This window comes from Coprobacter fastidiosus (assembly GCF_982245605.1).
On the sequence record NZ_CEVCIF010000044.1, the window covers coordinates 1 to 19,454 of the forward strand.

Annotated in this window: 17 protein-coding genes; all 17 read left to right on the forward strand. The window is 34.7% G+C overall.

Going from position 1 to position 19,454, the window contains the following annotated elements:
- Positions 1-539 precede the first annotated feature (539 nt).
- Entirely contained in the window at positions 540-1,100 is a 561-nt protein-coding gene (locus tag AC0UMU_RS10870) for a UpxY family transcription antiterminator (protein ID WP_009317091.1), read from the forward strand.
- A gap of 44 nt (positions 1,101-1,144) precedes the next feature.
- Entirely contained in the window at positions 1,145-1,942 is a 798-nt protein-coding gene (locus tag AC0UMU_RS10875) for a polysaccharide biosynthesis/export family protein (RefSeq protein WP_473979935.1), read from the forward strand.
- A 23-nt stretch (positions 1,943-1,965) separates the two neighbouring features.
- A complete protein-coding gene (locus AC0UMU_RS10880) occupies positions 1,966-4,374 on the forward strand; it encodes a GumC family protein (protein WP_472300747.1) in 2,409 nt (802 codons plus the stop codon).
- Positions 4,375-4,410: 36 nt separating this feature from the next.
- A complete protein-coding gene (gene rfbA / locus AC0UMU_RS10885) occupies positions 4,411-5,298 on the forward strand; it encodes a glucose-1-phosphate thymidylyltransferase RfbA (protein ID WP_009317088.1) in 888 nt (295 codons plus the stop codon).
- Complete coding sequence (gene rfbC / locus AC0UMU_RS10890; protein WP_009317087.1) at positions 5,298-5,867, forward strand: dTDP-4-dehydrorhamnose 3,5-epimerase; 570 nt, start codon at positions 5,298-5,300, stop codon at positions 5,865-5,867. The genes rfbA and rfbC overlap by 1 nt, the downstream gene beginning before the upstream one ends.
- 2 nt (positions 5,868-5,869) lie before the next feature.
- On the forward strand, positions 5,870-6,727 hold the full coding sequence (rfbD, locus tag AC0UMU_RS10895; protein ID WP_472300765.1) for a dTDP-4-dehydrorhamnose reductase: 858 nt from the start codon (positions 5,870-5,872) through the stop codon (positions 6,725-6,727).
- 6 nt (positions 6,728-6,733) lie between these two features.
- A complete protein-coding gene (locus tag AC0UMU_RS10900; RefSeq protein ID WP_472300748.1) occupies positions 6,734-7,873 on the forward strand; it encodes a dTDP-glucose 4,6-dehydratase in 1,140 nt (379 codons plus the stop codon).
- A gap of 9 nt (positions 7,874-7,882) precedes the next feature.
- The gene (locus tag AC0UMU_RS10905; protein WP_031258895.1) at positions 7,883-9,412 is read left to right on the forward strand and encodes an MATE family efflux transporter; all 1,530 of its coding nucleotides are present in this window, start codon (positions 7,883-7,885) and stop codon (positions 9,410-9,412) included.
- Between the two features lie 2 nt (positions 9,413-9,414).
- The gene (locus AC0UMU_RS10910) at positions 9,415-10,548 is read left to right on the forward strand and encodes a glycosyltransferase (protein WP_022602640.1); all 1,134 of its coding nucleotides are present in this window, start codon (positions 9,415-9,417) and stop codon (positions 10,546-10,548) included.
- 4 nt (positions 10,549-10,552) lie between these two features.
- Positions 10,553-11,662, forward strand: coding sequence for a polysaccharide pyruvyl transferase family protein (locus tag AC0UMU_RS10915; RefSeq protein WP_472300749.1), 1,110 nt, complete (start codon positions 10,553-10,555; stop codon positions 11,660-11,662).
- 10 nt (positions 11,663-11,672) lie between these two features.
- Positions 11,673-12,830 (forward strand): Coenzyme F420 hydrogenase/dehydrogenase, beta subunit C-terminal domain, encoded by a 1,158-nt coding sequence (locus AC0UMU_RS10920; protein ID WP_022602644.1) that lies wholly within the window; start codon positions 11,673-11,675, stop codon positions 12,828-12,830.
- Positions 12,831-12,834: 4 nt separating this feature from the next.
- Positions 12,835-13,731: a glycosyltransferase family 2 protein gene (locus AC0UMU_RS10925; protein WP_022602646.1), complete on the forward strand. Its 897-nt coding sequence runs from the start codon at positions 12,835-12,837 to the stop codon at positions 13,729-13,731.
- A 320-nt stretch (positions 13,732-14,051) separates the two neighbouring features.
- On the forward strand, positions 14,052-14,615 hold the full coding sequence (locus tag AC0UMU_RS10930) for an acyltransferase (RefSeq protein ID WP_302545076.1): 564 nt from the start codon (positions 14,052-14,054) through the stop codon (positions 14,613-14,615).
- Between the two features lie 3 nt (positions 14,616-14,618).
- The gene (locus tag AC0UMU_RS10935) at positions 14,619-15,611 is read left to right on the forward strand and encodes a glycosyltransferase family 4 protein (RefSeq protein WP_472300752.1); all 993 of its coding nucleotides are present in this window, start codon (positions 14,619-14,621) and stop codon (positions 15,609-15,611) included.
- 16 nt (positions 15,612-15,627) lie between these two features.
- Positions 15,628-16,839: a hypothetical protein gene (locus tag AC0UMU_RS10940; RefSeq protein ID WP_022602650.1), complete on the forward strand. Its 1,212-nt coding sequence runs from the start codon at positions 15,628-15,630 to the stop codon at positions 16,837-16,839.
- Between the two features lie 11 nt (positions 16,840-16,850).
- Positions 16,851-18,119 carry a glycosyltransferase family 4 protein gene (locus tag AC0UMU_RS10945; protein WP_472300754.1) on the forward strand — a complete coding sequence of 423 codons (1,269 nt, stop codon included), beginning with the start codon at positions 16,851-16,853 and terminating at the stop codon, positions 18,117-18,119.
- On the forward strand, positions 18,116-19,198 hold the full coding sequence (locus AC0UMU_RS10950) for a glycosyltransferase family 4 protein (RefSeq protein WP_472300756.1): 1,083 nt from the start codon (positions 18,116-18,118) through the stop codon (positions 19,196-19,198). Before AC0UMU_RS10945 ends, AC0UMU_RS10950 begins: the two co-directional genes overlap by 4 nt.
- The last annotated feature ends 256 nt before the right edge of the window (positions 19,199-19,454 follow it).

Genomic DNA, 19,454 nt, shown 5'->3' on the forward strand with positions numbered 1-19,454 from the left:
AATCAATTAATTATATACACAAGATAATAAAGTCCTACTTCTGTGATAGAAACAGGATTCAGAGCTGAAGGTGTGTTTTATATTATACAGCCAAACGATTGTTAGTCAGGGATATATATATTTCTGGTGTCCCTAAAGAACATTCTTTTGTAAAAATTAATATTTGGGAAAAGTTGTTGTAGTTATTGATATTATATAGTTATGATTTCAAAGTCTATGAATTTAGAACTTGTTCAAAGTTTTACCGAAGTAGGATAGGAATTTTAAAAGCCGTCTAAATTTTGCCCGAGTCTGTTTTGAGAACTTCTTGAAATAGTGATCGGCTTAGTTTTAGAAGGGTCAGAAGATTCAAAAACTATCTTATCTTAGGAGTACAGGTTCTTGGTGTATTATTTACAAAAATATAATCTCTGGTATATAAATTACACATCTAAGATATTAAGTAAGAGAAGTCTCGATGTGAATCGCGATCATCTTTGGGATATGAGAATATCCTTAAATAATCCCTTTTTATACCGGAGATTATTTTATGAAAAATTTTGGAGCAGAAAGAAAACATAGAGTTAAAGAAACAAGAGGGTATAGCATGGTATGCTATACGTGTTACTTATAGCCGGGAAATGATATTCAAAGAATATCTCGACGGTCATAATGTTGAAAATTTTATACCGATGCACTATGAAAGCACGGATTTAGGAGCTAAAAAATCACGAAAATTAGTACCGATTATACATAATCTTGTTTTTGTCCATTCGACAAAAAGGAGTATAGATACATTCAAGTCTGAACTTGAAGTCCGTTTGCCTATTCGATATATTATGGATAAGGCAACAGGCCGTCCGATTATAATTCCCGATAAGCAAATGCAAGATTTCATTGCAGTGTCGGGCACGTATGACGATCAGCTCGTTTATCTCGATCCTGTTTCGGTAATATTGAAAAAAGGAGATAAGGTTAGAATTACCGGAGGAATTTTTTCCGGAGTAGAAGGTGTTTTTGTACGAGTTAAGGGCGATAGGAGGGTAGTCGTTTCTATTCAAGGGATAATGGCCGTTGCAACCGCATTTATACATCCTTCGTTGATCGAAAAAATAGAATAGTAAGGAATTTAAATAGTATGAATAAAATAATAAAGATTAAGCTTATGCAGATCAAGCATATATTAGGAATTTTACTTGTTATTGTACTTTTCAGTTCATGTGATTCGTCTAAAAAGGTCGTATATTTTCAGGATCTTAAGCCGGGAATATCTGAGCAATTGATAGCATCGACTCAAATTACGTTCCGACCGGAAGATAAGCTTTCTATCGTTGTCAGCAGTAAAGATCCTCAATTGGCAAGTCTGTTCAATTTGCCTATAGCCTCTTTTCGTGCAGGATTAGCATCGGGGGCGCAAAATTCTAATCAAGAAATGTCGGTATATACTGTCGATTCTCAAGGAGATATTGAATTTCCCGTTTTAGGAAAAATTCGTGTGGCAGGAATGACCCGCTCCGAGCTTGCCGGATACATCAAGGACCGGCTTATTAAGGAAAATCTGATAAAAGATCTGGTCGTTACGGTAGAATTTATGAATCTCAGTGTTTTTGTATTAGGAGAGGTCAATAAACCGGGGCGCATTAATATCGATCGGGACAGAATTACCGTTCTTGATGCAATCAGTATGGCCGGGGATCTCTCGATATACGGGAAACGGAATCCCGTATATGTCCTGAGAAAGGAGGGGGATAAAGAGACCGCTTATCAACTCGACTTGTGTTCTGCAAAACAGATTTATTCTTCTCCGGCATATTATCTTCAGCAGAACGATGTAATATATGTCGAACCTAATTCAGTCCGGGCACGTCAATCTACGGTCAACGGTAATAATGTCCGTTCTACATCTTTCTGGATGTCATTGGCCTCATTGCTGACCACTATTACCGTGCTTATTGTTAAATAACTATTTTGATATTAAATAAAAATATGGCTGCTGTTCAAAATAATCCGAAATCGAAGCAATCTGAAGAGTTTATGCGAATACAAGATTTGCTATACCTTTGTGCATCCAATTGGTATTGGTTTGCCCTATCTCTGATGATTACATTAGGAGCTGCTTTCTTGTACATTAAAGTAACACCTCCGGTATATACCCGGTCGGCTTCAATACTCATTAAAGAAGACTCAAAAGGGAAGTCCCTCTCCGCAGATGCCGGATCATTTGCCGATTTGGGATTGATTCAGGCAAATACGAATGTAAATAATGAAATCATTTCGTTGCAGTCTCCGGCAATCATGACCGATGTCGTAAAGCGTTTGCATCTGAATATGGATTATCATGTTGACGGAGGCTTTTACCGGGAAGTGTTATATGGTCGTACTTTACCGATAAATGTGTCTATAGATACTCCGGACAATAATGAGTCGTCAGCGTTGACCGTAAAAATTTTGGCAGATAGTACCGTAGAACTGTCTGATTTTATACGGAATGGTGAAGAACTGCCCGGGAAATTGGTAAAAGGACAATTGACAGACACGATTATGACTCCTGTTGGAAAAGTAACAGTATGCCCCACGCCTTATTATACTTCTCAATTTTCTCAACCTATATATGTTTCCTGTTCTAGTCTTTATAGTGCTGTCCGTCGTTATGCTCCGAATTTATCTGTCGTGCTAAATGATGAAAAATCTACGGTTGTCGATCTGTCATTCAAAGACGTTTCTATCCAGCGGGCCGAAGATATTCTGAATACGTTGATTGCCGTATATAATGAAAATTGGGTAAAAGATAAAAATCAGATAGCGATCAGCACTTCTATGTTTATCAACGAACGCTTAGGTGTTATTGAAAAAGAATTGGGAAGTGTAGATGAGGACATATCTTCGTATAAGAGCGAACATCTTTTGCCTGATGTGCAAGCAGCGTCCAGTATGTATATGGCACAGGTCAGTGAAACCGATGCTCAATTATTGGCATTGAACAATCAGCTTTATATGGCTCGCTATATTCGTAATTATTTAGGAGGAGAGTCGAACAAATACCAGCTTTTGCCGGCCAATTCGGGTATAGAAAACTCTAACCTCGGAGATCAGATTACAGAATACAATAACAAATTGCTTCAGCGCAACAGTTTGGTTGCAAACAGCAGTGACCAGAACCCTTTGGTTATCGATCTCGACCATGCATTGGCTGCTATGCGCAAAGCAATTGTCGCGTCTATAGATAATCAGGTTGTCACCTTAAATGCACAAATAAAAAATCTCGAACGCAGCGGACAGCAGACGACTACCCGTATTGCTGAAAGCCCTGCTCAGGCCAAATATCTGCTTTCGGTCGAACGCCAACAGAAAGTAAAAGAATCGCTTTATCTATACTTACTTCAAAAACGTGAAGAGAACGAACTTTCGCAAGCGTTTACGGCATATAATACCCGTATTATCACTCCGGCGGGAGGAAGCATGTTGCCTACAGCCCCGCTGAAAAAGAATATCTTGTTGGTTGCCTTTGTAGCAGGTCTGTTGATGCCTGCAATAGTCATATTCATTGCAGAGAATATGAATACAAAAGTTAGGGGACGTAAAGATTTAGAAAATATGACAATTCCTTTTGTCGGAGAAATACCGTTGGCATATCATCAGGACAAACAGGGTTCGATATTCCGGAAAAAGAAATTACCGGAAACACATACGATTGTAGTTAAAGAAAAAAGCCGAAATCTTGTCAACGAAGCATTTAGAGTTGTACGCACCAATCTTGAGTTCATGTTGGGTAAAGAAGGACAATCCCGGGTTATCATGGTTACGTCTGCAAATCCGGGTAGCGGAAAGACTTTTATTACCATGAATCTGGCAAAAAGTCTTGCAATTAAAGGTAAAAAGATATTGGTTATTGACCTCGATATGAGAAAAGCCTCTTTAAGCTCGTATGTCGATTCTCCCCGAATAGGAATTTCAAATTATTTGAGCGGGCAAGTAGAAAATTTTTCTGAAATTATAGTCAAAGGCAAGGTTTATCCGGGTTTAGATGTAATACCGGTAGGCACGATACCTCCAAATCCGACCGAGCTGTTATTTGATCTGCGCTTAGAACAAATGTTGAGTACATTAAAGACCGAATATGACTGCATCTTTATCGATTGTCCTCCGGTAGAGATAGTTGCAGATGCTTCTATTATCAATAAATTATCGGATATGACACTGTTTATTATCCGGTCAGGCTTATTAGATCGCAGCATGCTTTATGAAATAGAAGGATTTTATACAGATCAAAGATATAAAAACATGGCTGTTATCCTGAACGGCACATCCGAAGCATATGGTCATTATGGATATCAATATGGGTACAGATACGGTTATAATTATGGATATGGCAAAGGTTATTCTGAAGAAAATTAGACTTCCGGACACCATATTATTGCAACTATATTAAAAATGAAAGGTATTGTATTAGCAGGCGGTTCGGGCACAAGGTTGTATCCGATCACTAAGGGAGTGAGTAAGCAGCTTCTCCCGATTTATGACAAACCGATGATTTATTATCCTATATCGGTGTTGATGTTGGCCGGAATCCGGGACATTTTGGTAATATCTACTCCGGTCGATCTGCCCGGATTCAAGAGATTGTTAGGAGACGGTTCTGATTACGGAGTACATTTCGAATATGCCGAACAGCCCAGTCCGGACGGTCTGGCTCAGGCCTTTATTATCGGTGAAAAATTCATAGGAGACGATTCGGTTTGTCTGGTTCTCGGAGATAATATCTTTTATGGACAAAGTTTTACCCGAATGTTGCAAGACGCTGTACGTACGGCAGACGAAGACAAGAAAGCTACGGTTTTCGGTTATTGGGTCGCCGATCCTGAGCGGTATGGCGTTGCAGAGTTTGACAAAGACGGTAATTGTATGTCGATCGAAGAGAAACCGGAAAAGCCTAAATCCAACTACGCAGTTGTAGGACTCTATTTTTATCCTAATCGTGTAGTCGATATTGCCAAAAATATAAAGCCTTCGGCAAGAGGAGAACTGGAAATTACTACGGTAAATCAGGCTTTTCTGAATGATCGAGAATTAAAAGTGCAGACATTAGGACGTGGATTTGCCTGGTTAGACACAGGTACGCACGATTCATTAAGTGAAGCTTCAACCTTTGTCGAAGTCATTGAGAAGCGACAAGGGCTGAAAGTCGCCTGCCTCGAAGGCATAGCTCTTCGCAAAGGTTGGATCACTGCCGATAAAATGCGTGATTTGGCGCAACCGATGCTTAAAAATCAATACGGACAATATTTGCTGAAAGTCATTAATGAATTGGGATTGGAATAATGGAAGTAATAAAAACGGACATAGACGGGGTGGTTATTATAGAACCGCGAATTTTCAGCGATGAACGGGGATATTTTTTCGAATCATTCTCTCAGCGTGAATTTGAAGAAAAAGTGTGTAAAACCGTTTTCGTCCAAGATAATGAGTCGAAATCTTCGTATGGCGTTTTGCGCGGATTGCATTTTCAGAAACCGCCTTATGCCCAGAGTAAATTGGTGCGAGTACTTAAAGGTGCAGTATTGGATGTCGCCGTCGATATTCGCAAAGGTTCTCCCTCATTCGGAAAACATGTAGCCGTAGAACTTTCGGGAGAGAATCACCGTCAGTTTTTTATTCCGCGCGGATTTGCGCACGGATTCAGCGTCCTGAGCGATGAAGTCATATTTCAGTATAAATGCGACGCATTTTATGCACCGCAGAGCGAGGGCGCTTTGGCATGGGATGATCCTGATTTGGGGATAGATTGGAAAATACCGTCCGATAAAGTAATACTCTCGGAAAAAGACCGGCATCATTGTCGTTTGCACGATGCGTCATGGTTGTTCGACTATAACGAAAAATTATATTGATGATGAATATATTAGTAACAGGCGCAAACGGGCAACTCGGAAATGAAATGCGCCGTGTATCGAAAAGTTCGGGCAACCATTATGTTTTTACCGACGTAGCGGAATTGGATATTACCGATCTGAATGCTATTCGCCGGATAATCGATAAAGAGAATATACAAATAATTGTAAACTGTGCTGCATATACCAATGTCGATAAAGCAGAAGACGATTATGCAACAGCCGATTTGCTGAACAATAAGGCTGTCGAGAACCTGTCGATGGCAGCCAAGGAGTCAGATTCGACTCTGATACACATCTCTACCGATTACGTTTTTAAAGGAGACCGGAATATCCCTTGTCACGAAGATTGGACGACCGATCCGTTGGGAGTTTACGGAATCACAAAATTGGCAGGAGAAAAAGCCATATTGGAGTCGGGATGCCGTTATCTGATCTTTCGTACGGCATGGCTCTATTCCCCGTTCGGGAACAATTTTGTAAAGACCATGCAACGTCTTACATCAGAGAGAGAAACCTTGAATGTCGTGTTCGATCAAGTCGGTACACCGACCTATGCCGGTGATTTGGCGGCATTGATCTACAAAATCATAGAAAACAATTTTCTAAATCGGCAAGGTATCTATCATTACAGCAATGAAGGAGTCTGTTCTTGGTATGATTTTGCAAAAGAGATATGCGCACTTTCCGGAAACTGTTGTGATATACAACCTTGTCACAGCGACGAATTTCCAAGTAAAGTAAAACGTCCGCATTTTTCGGTATTGGATAAGACAAAAGTAAAAAAGACATTCGGCATAACAGTTCCGTATTGGAAAGACTCTTTAGTAAAATGCATAGAAGAACTTAAACAAAAATAATCGATCATGAAATTTAAACGCAATATCATCATTACCGGAGGCGCCGGATTTATAGGATCGCATGTCGTTCGCTTGTTTGTCAATAAATATCCCGATTACCACATTATCAATCTCGATAAACTGACATACGCCGGAAATTTAGCCAATCTTAAAGATATAGAAGACAAGCCGAACTATACTTTTGTAAAAGCCGATATATGCGATTTTCCCGGAATGCAGGAGTTGGTGAAACAGTACGAAGCAGATGGCATTATCCATTTGGCAGCAGAAAGTCACGTAGATCGTAGCATTAAAGACCCTTTCACCTTTGCCCGCACCAATGTTATGGGTACATTGAGCCTGTTGCAGGCAGCAAAAGAATACTGGGAATCTTTACCCGAAAGCTATGCCGGAAAACGGTTTTATCATATCTCTACCGATGAAGTATATGGAGCTTTGGAACTCACACATCCCGAAGGGATAAAACCTCCGTTCACAACGACAGCATCCTCCATAGAACACCATCTTGCCTATGGCAAAGATTTCTTTTATGAAGATACGAAATACAATCCGCATAGTCCCTATTCAGCATCGAAAGCATCGAGCGACCATTTTGTGCGGGCATTTCACGATACTTACGGTATGCCGACCATCGTTACCAATTGCAGCAACAATTATGGGCCATACCAGTTCCCCGAAAAACTGATACCTCTGTTTATCAATAATATCCGTCACCGTAAACCGTTACCGGTATATGGCAAAGGCGAGAATGTCCGGGATTGGCTTTACGTCGAAGACCATGCTCGAGCCATCGATATGATTTTCCATAAAGGCAAGATAGCCGATACTTACAATATCGGAGGATTTAACGAATGGAAAAATATTGACATTATCAAAGTCATCATCAAAACGGTCGATCGTCTGTTAGGAAATCCCGAAGGTTATTCTTTAGACCTGATTACCTATGTTACCGACCGCAAAGGACACGATTTGCGTTATGCCATAGATAGTACCAAACTGAAAAACGAACTCGGTTGGGAACCCAGCTTGCAATTCGAAGAAGGCATTGTGAAAACAGTCCGTTGGTATTTAGATAATCAGGAATGGATAGATAACATCACTTCCGGTGAGTATGAGAAGTATTACGAGGAGATGTATAAAGGGTGATAGTTAGAAATGAGTGATAAAGTAAATCGTCAACGTAATCTTGTTATAAAGAATACGTTGGTTTTATATGTTCGAATGTTTATCACGATGGGAGTTTCTTTGTATACCTCACGCCTTGTACTAAATGCTCTTGGTGTTGTTGATTTTGGTATATACAATGTTGTTGGAGGAGTCGTTGGTATGTTTGGTTTTTTAAATGTTGCGATGGCTTCAAGTACACAGCGATTTCTAAATTATGAGTTAGGCAAGGGAAATATTTCTCAATTAAATAAAGTTTTTAATGCTTCTGTAACCATTCATATAATAATTGCTATTTTTATATTATTACTGGCAGAAACAATTGGTTTATGGTTTTTAAATAATAGACTTGAAATTCCCGATGATAAAATAAATGCAGCAAACTGGGTATTTCAATTTTCTGTATTGTCTTCAATGATTTCTCTCATTCAAGTTCCTTTGTTAGCAACAATAATTGCGTATGAGCGTATGAAAGTCTATGCTTATATAAGTATTGTTGAGGCGATATTAAAACTGTTAATGGCTTTAATACTTACATGGGTTCTTTGGGAAAAGCTTAAGACCTATGCTATCTTAATGTGTTCTGTTGCTTTTATAATATTGTCTATATATTCTATATATTGTAATAGAAGAATTTCTATCTGTAAATTTTATTTAGTTAAAGACATGACTATTTATAAGGAACTTACAGGTTTTACTGGATGGAATATTTTTGGAGGTATAGTCAATATTCTCAATACACAAGGTCAAAATATATTGCTAAATATTTTTGGAGGACCTATCGTAAATGCGGCGAGAGGAATTGCTGTTCAAGTTACTCATGCGTTATATTCATTTATTTCTAGTTTTCAGACATCTGTAAATCCTCAGATTGTAAAATCATACGCTTCAAAAGATTTTATATATTTTCAAGACCTAATATTTGTATCATCTAAAATATCATTTTTTTTATTTTTACTTTTGGTAGTACCTGTTTTCACAGAGATGGAACAAATTCTTTATTTATGGCTGAATGTTGTTCCTGAGCATACTGTAGTTTTTTGTAGATATGTGTTATTGACCGGATTATTGACAACATTTTCATCTCCAATAATCACAGCAGCTTCCTCTTCTGGCAATATCCGTAAATTTCAATTGATAGTCAATAGTGTATTTTTATTAAATATTCCCATATCATATACTTTTTTAAAATTAGGGTATAATTCTGATTCTGTTTTTCAAGTTGCCCTTTTTATGGAAGCTATTGCATTGATATGCCGGCTGCTTGTTGTTAAAACTCTTGTTCCTTTTAATGTGCAAAAATATTTTAAACATGTATTGTTTAAGGCATTGGTTGTTTTTTGTATAGTTATGATTCCTGTATATATCATACATTCTTATTTCCTTCCGACTATACATAGATTGTTTTTTACAATTATTTTTTCCGGGTTGTATTGTGCTATAATAATATTTTTTATAGGATTATCTTCAAAAGAAAAAATATTGCTTCTTAATAAAATCAAGAGAGTTATAAAACGATAAATATGATGAAGATTCTCATAGATTGTTCATTTATGGACAGTACTCAGGTTTCCGGAGTATACAATTGTACGTATAGACTACTGAATGGATTTAAAGATTTGAATGATGTTGCGTTAGAAATACATATAATAATACAACCACAGGAAAAAGAATATTTCACAAAACTATTTCCCTCCTTTACGGTACTGTTATTACCTAAACGTTTATCTATGGTAATAAAGAAAATCCCACATTTAAAGGGTTATATTTACAGCTCTTTTATTGATAAATATATTGTCAAAAAAAATATAGATATATTTTTTTGCCCATATATGAGTATTGATTCATTATTTTGTTCAAAGGCTAAACAAGTAGGAATCCTTCATGATGCACAGACTTATATTTTAAAGAAAAATCAATTTGTGAAAGGAAAGATATATAAGTTCTTTATGGATCGGATTCTTGATAAGAATACATTTATTGTTACAATATCAGAAGAAGCTCGTAAAAATATTCAAAAACAATTACCTTATCTAAAAGCTCCATTATACTTAATACACAACAGTGTGATTGTATCACGGAAAATGATAGGATTAAAGGACATTGAAAATCAAAAGTATATTCTATTTGTAAATACTTTGATGGAATATAAAAATATAGAAACACTTATACGTGCATTCTTTTTGATTAAAGATAAAATACCACACATCCTATTAATAAAAGCTCGTTCAACAGAGTTTTGGCAGAAAAAGATGATTCCACTCATTAGTGATCTGAAATTAATGAATCGAGTAGTATTATATGAGAAAAATTTATCTGATGAGGAAATGGCATTCTTATACAACAAAGCTGAAATATTTGTTTCAACTTCATTGATGGAAGGATTTGGTTATACTCCTATTGAAGCAGCTATTTATAAAACATCTGTAATTACAACCAAAATACCTGTAATTCTTGAAACTTCAAAGGGATTATTCCATTATTATGAACCGGCGAAAGACTATAGGATTCTATCCTCTACCATATATAATCTTTTACAGAATCCAGACAGTCCGGAAACTCTTAGAGATATATCGAAAAAATTAGAATCTTTGTATTTACCGATAGAACAAGCTCGAAAATTCATTTCCTTATTTGCAGAAATTAGAAATATGTAATTATATGAAAAGAATAGGTTTAGTTACTTGGTTTGGAGGAAGTAATTATGGAACATCATTACAGGCTTTTGCATTAAATTATGTAATTCTAAAGCTTGGGGCAGAATGCTTTTTGATGAAGAAATGTTTGACATGGCGTAATGTCGCAAGACTAATTTTGATTCGCATAAAAAGAAATAAATTACAAAATATACAGAATGGATTACATCCCCAAAAAGAACGGAAAATAAAACAATTTAAAAAACTTCATTTTAAAAGTTTTCCACAAAGAATAGGGATTATAGGAAGGGCACTTTTTAAAAGAGATGTTTCAACTCTTGATTGTGTCGTTGCCGGAAGTGATCAAATTTGGAATCCTTATTATACAGAGCCCTATTTTTTATTACAAGATATTAATATTTTAAAGTATTCTTATGCCTCAAGTATAGGTGTTGAGGAATTTCCTACAAATAAGATTAAATTATATCAGAATACTTTGTCAAAATACGAAAAAATATCTTCTCGAGAAGAGACAGCTATTAATATTCTTGAAAAATTGTCAGGTAAAAAAGTTTTTAAAGTTCTAGATCCTACATTTTTATTATCTGCTAATGAATGGAATTCTTTTGCTGAGGAAAAAACGTTAGAAAATTTTAATACAAATTCTCCATACATATTATGCTATTTCATAGCAGAAAATTTATCATATCTAAAGAATTTAAAACGAATACAAGAACGTGCAAAAATTCATCGTATTGTTATATTACCAATGAAACCTAGTCATTTTATAATAGATGGAGAGATTATTGAAGATGCAGGTTTACAGGATTTTATCTATCTTATAAATCATGCAAATTTAATTTGTACCGACTCTTTTCATGCTTCAGCCATTAGTATAAACCTAAATAAGAATTTTGTTACGTTTTTACGCTTTAAAAGCAATGATAAATCTTCTCAAAATTCAAGAATTGAGAATCTTCTTTTTCATTATTGTTTACATGATAGACTGTATATAGATGAGAAAGATCTAAATAAAGACTTTATAACGCCAATAGATTATAAAAGAACAAACTTAATATTGCAAAAAGATCGGGAAGATTCGTTTGCGTATTTAAGAGATATTGTAAATAATTGATGTTTTTGATATGGAAACTATTTGCGAGTATGAGAAATGTACAGGTTGTTTTGCATGTCAGAATGTTTGTCCACATAAATGTATAAAACTTGTTTCTGATAAGTTCGGTGAATTACACCCACAAATAAATCAAGATCTTTGTATAGATTGCGGACTGTGTATAAAAAAATGTCCTGTCAGGACAGAACCTCAATGGGAAGTTCCCATAGGTTGTTATGCTGTTTGGAATAAAAATGAAAAAGATCGACGATTAAGTGCTTCAGGTGGTGTTGCTACTTGTTTTTCACAATATATGATAAAAAATAAAAATGGAATCGTATATGGTGTTAAATGGGATAAACAATTACGCCCTGTTTTTGATAAAGTGACTTCAATCTCTGATGTAGAAGATCTGAAAGGGTCTAAATATGTACAAGCATACGTTAATTTCAAATATAAAGAAGTTGATGTTGATTTACAATCTGGGAAAAATGTTTTATTTATTGGAACTCCTTGTCAGATAGCCGGATTAAAAAGCTTTTTAGGAAAAGATTATGATAATTTACTTACTTGTGATCTATTATGTCATGGAGTACCTTCTCCCGATTATTTGTCTGGAGAAATAAAACGTATATTGGGAAGAAAAATAGGACTTGCAACAAATTGTCGTTTTAGAGGGAATGATAAATACAATTACAATTTTTCATTATGGAATAATGGAAAAGTTTTGTATAACAAAAGAGCTTTTTTATCGTATTATTTTACAGCTTTCTTGACATCCATAACTCTTAGAGAGAGCTGTTATTCCTGCAGATATGCTTCAGAACGACGTATATCAGATATAACTTTGGGTGATTTTATAGGATTAGGGAAGTTATACCCTTTTACCGGAAATGCCCATAACGCATCTGTTGTTGTGTTGAATACATCTAAGGGTGAATATTTTTTTTCAGAATTTAGAAATTCTATGCAAAATCTTTATATAGAAAAAAGAGAGTATGAAGAAGCTGTACAAGGTGGAGAAAGTTTTAGAAAGCCTGTAAAGAGAAATATAAAAAGAGATAAATTCCTTGTGTTATATGAAAAATATGGTTGGGAAAAGGCTATTACAAAAGTTTTATGGAAATATATTTTTCGGAATACGTTAATGGCGGAATTAAAAAAATTACTACATAAAAAATCATTTTAATTTTATGGATGTATCTATCATTTTAGTGAATTATAATACTACCCGATTATTGTTACAAGCTATTGATTCTATATATGAAAAAAGTGCGGGATTTACATTTGAGGTAATTGTCGTAGATAATAACTCTTCTGAAAATCCGGAGAAAGAAATTCGAGAAAAATATGGGGATCAAATTACGCTCATTTCGTTATCTGAAAATATAGGATTTGGGAAAGCAAATAATGAAGGTATAAAAATCGCAAAAGGACGATATATTTTTTTACTAAATACCGATACGTATTTAATAAATAATGCCATTTATATACTTATGCAGTATATGGATACTCATCTTGATGTTGGATCTTGTGGAGGAAATTTATATAATGCGCAATTACAGCATACATATTCTTATCATAAAATTCCTTACGGAATAAGATCATATGAAATTTCCGAATTGACATTGGGATTTAGCAGAAGATTTGTAAAATATCCGTTTTATAACACATCTGAAAATGCGATAGAAGTAGGGAATATTTCCGGTGCTGATATGATGCTTAGAAAATCGGTCTTAGATACAGTGGGTACTTTTGATCCTGATTTCTTTATGTATTGTGAAGAGAGTGAATTATCATGGAGAATTAGAAAAGCTGGTTATAAAAACATCAATGTACCTCAAGCTAAGATTGTTCATTTGGAAGGAAAGAGTTCCAAAATTGTAGAACATCGCAAATTGATGGAACTTGACGGACGGAAGAAATATTATATAAAGACCCGTGGTATATTATATTTTAAAATTGCCAACATATTATTATTATGTGGTGTAACACTCAGATGTATACTATATACATTGAATAATAACAGGAAATTAAAAAAAGAATATAAAAAATTTGGGGGATTAATATATAAGGCATATTATAAATGAAACGACCAATAGTAGACATCTGAATTTAGCTGTATATCTTTTTAATTTTATATTTTTGATCGGAAAGCCTTTATTTGGCAATGAAAATTTGTTCAATAATTATTATGTGAATTTTGCAGTATTTGTAATGGTTACTATTTAGAATTACTATGTAGGAAACTGGATACAGAAACATATTTTCAATAAATGGAATATTTAGTAAAATGAAACTAAGAACATTATTGGCACTTGTGCCGTCTTTATTTTTTTGTCTGAAATATCTGCCTTTTAGGCAAGCAATAAAAATCCCCATTATTATATACAATCCCCATTATTATTGTATGAGAGGAAAAGTTATTATAGACTCTCCGGTTATAACATTCGGGATGATACGGTTGGGAATTTTCATAACCAATCAGTATCCCAACAGTGGAATTAGATGGCATAACCAAGGGACAATAGTTTTTAAGGGGAGAGCTGCCATAGGTGCTAACTCTGCAATTACGGTTTTACGTGAGAACAGTTATCTTGAGTTTGGGGACAATTTTGGGAATGCTGCATCCTTACGTTTAAACTGTGATTATAGAATTATATTTTGTAAAAATGTCCTCATCGGATGGGATGTTTCGGTTATGGACAGCGCAATGCACCGGATTAAAGATTTAGACGGGAATTTTTTAGGAAAAGGTTATGATGAAGTGATTATAGAAGAAAATGTCTGGATTGCTTCACAATGTTTAATTTTACAAGGGACGAGAGTCCCTGCCTACTCGATTGTAGCGGCTCGTAGTTTATTAAACAAGCATTATAACATTCCGACTTATAGTTTGTTAGCGGGAATTCCTGCAAGGTTGATAAAGACCGGTGTATATAGAGATATAAATGATGACAAAATATTAATATAAAAAATGGAAATAGCATTTATCTTATCATATCCGAGAATTGTTCCGACAGATGGCGTTGTAAGCCAAGCTAATACATGGAAAAAAGGGCTTGAAAAATTAGGTCATACAGTGACGCTTATAAATATGTGGGAAGAAAATAATTGGAAACAGTTCGATATAATATTATTTTTCGGATTTAATGAGTATATGCAAGATATAATCAAATGGCTGTATCCCATAAATCCTCATATTGTAGTAGCCCCCATACTTGATCCCAATTATAGTTTAATTGCTTTGAAGTGTTATTCACGTTGGGGATGTAATAAATTACGACTAAATAATTCCTATCATGCATTGCGTAGTTGTAAAGAGAAAGTAAAACTGTTTCTTGTGCGTTCCCGATATGAAAAATTATATCTTTCACAGGGTTTTGGTATTTCTGCTTCTAAATGCCGGATAATACCATTATCTTATAATGTTAATCCTGAATCATTTGGGAATGAGCGAGAACCTTTTTGTTTACATATTAGTCTGTTATGTGATGCTCGAAAAAATGTAAAGAGGCTAATTGATGCATCTGTAAAGTATAATTTTAAGTTGGTATTAGGAGGAATTTTACGGAACGAACAAGAGAAAAAGCTGCTTGATAGCTGGATAAGAGATAAACCTAATGTCACTTACATGGGATATATTTCTTACGATACGATGTTAGATCTGTATAAGCGTGCTAAAGTATTTGCACTTCCCAGCATTTATGAAGGAGTAGGTATTGTTGCACTTGATGCTGCGGTAATGGGATGCGATATTGTCATTACTCGATTAGGAGGTCCCAAAGAGTATTATAATAATATGGCAGTAGAAGTAGATCCATATAGCATAGATGAAATTGGATTAGCAGTTTCCCAATTGATGCAAGGACAAACTTTTCAACCTGATTTAAGAAAATATATTTTAGAAAATTATTCTCTTAAAAATATTTCCGAACAATTGGAAATGGCCTTTTCTATTGTATTATAATAATTTGATACTAAAAATGGTATTATCATCTGTATCCCCTAATATATCACGGAAAATATTTATTATAGGCACTACATTACTGTTTATATCTCCAGCTTTCGCCTTAGGTGATGGAGCTCGGAATTTATTGCTTATTATTGCAATGGGCATATCTCCAATTCTATTTTTATTCTATCCGATTATTAAAATCAAGACAGATTTACCGCTCATTATATTTATATTGATGAGTATATTTTTCCCGCTTCTTAATCATCCGGAATCAATGAGATGGAGTACTGTTCTGTATGGATGTATGTTTGTTATTTACTTTATGACACTTACAAAGGTTTTATACATTTCGGATATAGATGCTGACGGTTATTTGAGATTTTTAAAAGTTCTAATTTTTGCTTACTTTATAGTATTGGTAATTCAGCAAATATGTGTATTGACAGGACTTCCGATATTGAATGTCAGCAATTATAATCCTGAGACTCCGTGGAAATTAAATTCATTAATGTCTGAACCGGAGCATAGCGGGAGAATGATGGCGATTTTGATGTATTCATATTTAACTATCAAAGAAAACGTAACAAGAAAGGTTTTAATACTTAAAGAGGAATGGAGAGATGATAAAGGGGTCTGGATTGCATTTTTGTGGTCTATGATTACAATGATGAGTGCGGGAGCTTATTTGTTTCTTTTAATAGTTTTGTTTAAGTTTTTTAATCGGAAAACTTTATTCTCGTTACTTATTCTTCTAAGTATTATTATAGTTATAGTCCGAATATTTGAAATAGATTCTTTTATGAGAACATACAGATTAGCGGTTGCCACATTTTCTTTTGATATGAGAGAAATGGTGAGAGCCGATCATAGTGGGGCTTTGAGAATTATCCCGGCGATGGTGTGTTTTGACCAAATAAACTTGGCTAGTTTTGATGGTTGGTTTGGGAAAGGAATAGATTTTATTTCGACAATAATGTCTAAATCTATTTGGGGGGTTCAGCAAGGTTATACAGGAGGAGGATTATTATTGTACGCAGTAGAATATGGTTTTTTACCTTTTATTCTAATTACACTATTCTCATTTAAGATTTGTTATGACACTTCTAATAAAATTGCAAGTATTGCATTCTGGTTTTTTTCTGTTTTCCTAACAGGTATAAATCTACAGATTACATGGGCTGTAATAATGTTATTTTATACAAATAAGGAAATTCTCAAACGCTGCCACTGTTTTAGTTAAAAAATTTATTTATGAAAGATATATTGATTTTGGCATATCAAATTTCACCTACTAAAGGTTCAGAATATTCTGTAGCTTGGAATTATGTAACACGTATGTCGAAGTATAATAGGTTGACAGTTATATATGGAGTGTCAGGCGAACATCTTGGGGATTGTGGTGAAATGAAAGAATATCTGAAAAGGAATTATTTCCCTAACGTAAAATTCATATGTGTAAGTCCGAATCAAAAAACCAATATACTGAATTGGTGTAATCGTCATAACTTCTTTAACTATACATTTTATTGGGCTTATCGATCTTGGCAAAAGCAAGTATATGATGAAGTTAAAAACTTAATGGAAAATAAGCATTTTGATTTGATACATTTTGTCGGACCGATTGGATATCGAGAACCCGGATATTTATGGAAACTTGGAATACCTTATTTGTGGGGGCCAATTGGAGGAAGTAATAAAACGAATGTCATTTTGCAGAAACATACCTCTTTATTGGCACAGTTTAAATTTAGATTAAGAAATGTAATGAATGAAATACAACTCAGGAAGAATAAAAGATTAAAGTTAGCTTTAGAAAATACAGACTTATTGTTGACAGCTACGACAGAAAACCAAAAAAAAATTGAGAGGATATTACATAAGAAAAGTTCTTATTTGCCAGAGAATGCAATTGCAGCAGATATTTCTTTAAATGTTGAGAAATTTAATACCGACAAATACCATTTTGTGATAATAGGGAGCTTAATTGAACGAAAAGCCGTACATATTCTATTAGAGTCTCTTATTTTTGTTAAACATAAAGATTTACTGATTATTGATATTATCGGGGATGGTCCTACGAGATCTTTATTAGAGGAATTTTCAAGAAAACAAAATATAGACTACATAATTAGATGGCATGGTCATTTATCAAGAATAGAGGCCATAAAAATATTCAATTCTGCTCATTTTCATGTAATAACTAGTTTAAGTGAAGGAAATCCGACTACTATTTGGGAAGCTATGTGTCATGGCGTCCCAACCATGAGTTTTGATCATTGTGGTATGCATGATATAATTTGTGAACGTTGCGGTGTAAAAATACCAATTCTTTCTTATGAGCAGTGTGTTTCTGATTTAGCGAAAAATATCGATTATTTATTGGAACATCCGGAAAAATTCGAACAATTAGCGTATGGCGTTTTAGAATGTGCAAAAAAATATACTTGGGATGATAGAGAACTCTTTTTACAGAAATGTTATGATCAAGCTATAGAAAATTTTAAGAATAGAATCATATGAAACATATTGTTTGTTTTCACCTTTTCAATGATTATAGCGGCAGCCCTAAAGTGCTGAAGATGGTGTTACAGGGAATACTGGATAAAGGGTATAGAGTAGATTTGATAACCTCAAAGGGGGGAGTTTTGGATGAACTTACCGGACATGCAAATTTGAGAAGAGTGTCGTATGGTTATCATTTTTCTGCTAATCCGGTAATAACTATGTCTCGGTATTTGGGTGTTCAGTTATATACTTTTCTTATAGTTTTTCGTTATTTATTTCAAAAACAGACTGTGTTTTATATCAACACCCTACTACCTGTTGGCCCGGCATTAGCAGGGCGTATAATGGGTAAGAAAGTGATATATCATTATCATGAGAACGCTTTTGTCAAGGGGGCTTTTTATAAGATTTTGGCAACTCTGATGCAAAAGCTGGCACATAAAATTATTTGTGTGTCGCAATATCAAAGATCATTTTTGGGTAGAAAAAGAGGGGTATGTATTATTCCGAATGCTTTGCCTAAGGAGTTTACAAACCGATTGCATCCGGATGCGGAAGCCGCATTCGGACGACAGACTGTCTTAATGCTCTCATCATTAAAAGAATATAAAGGTACACGGGAATTTATCGAATTGGCTAATAGGTTGCCGCAATATAAATTTGTATTAGTTATTAATGATGTCCAAGAAAATATTGATTCTTTTTTATATAAATATAATATTTTTTGTTCCCAAAATTTAATTATATATCCCCGTCAAAATAATGTAGTTTCATTTTATAATGAGGCTTCGATAGTAATTAATTTGACTGATAAAAAATTGGCTGTCGAGACATTTGGTTTGACTGCATTAGAGGCCATGAGTGCCGGACTTCCCGTGATTGTACCGACAGAAGGCGGAATTGCCGAAATGGTAACAGATGGAGAGAACGGGTACAAGATCGATGTGCAGGATTTGAATAAAATTGTCGAATATATTCATCTGCTTTTATCTGATCAAGAGTTATATAATAAATTGTCGAACAATGCTTCTGCCTATTCTCGAAATTTCAATATCGATAAAATGACCGAATCTATTTTATCATTATTCGACTAATTTCTTTACAGATACTTTTTCTATATACGGGGTATGGCAAGGTCTTATTCTCGTGTTTCTGACGTCTTTTTGAGAGTGTTATCAAATGCTCCGAATTACCATATTACCCTACCACACTGACGTATGAAACAGTGATGAGAAACTTGCCATTATTCCCCGAAAAATGGCCACGTTTGAGTACCGGTTTAAAATAAAATATTTAGAGCTATTTTTTGAACTTGCTTTTCGTTTCTTGCGTGTCATGTACTTTGTTATG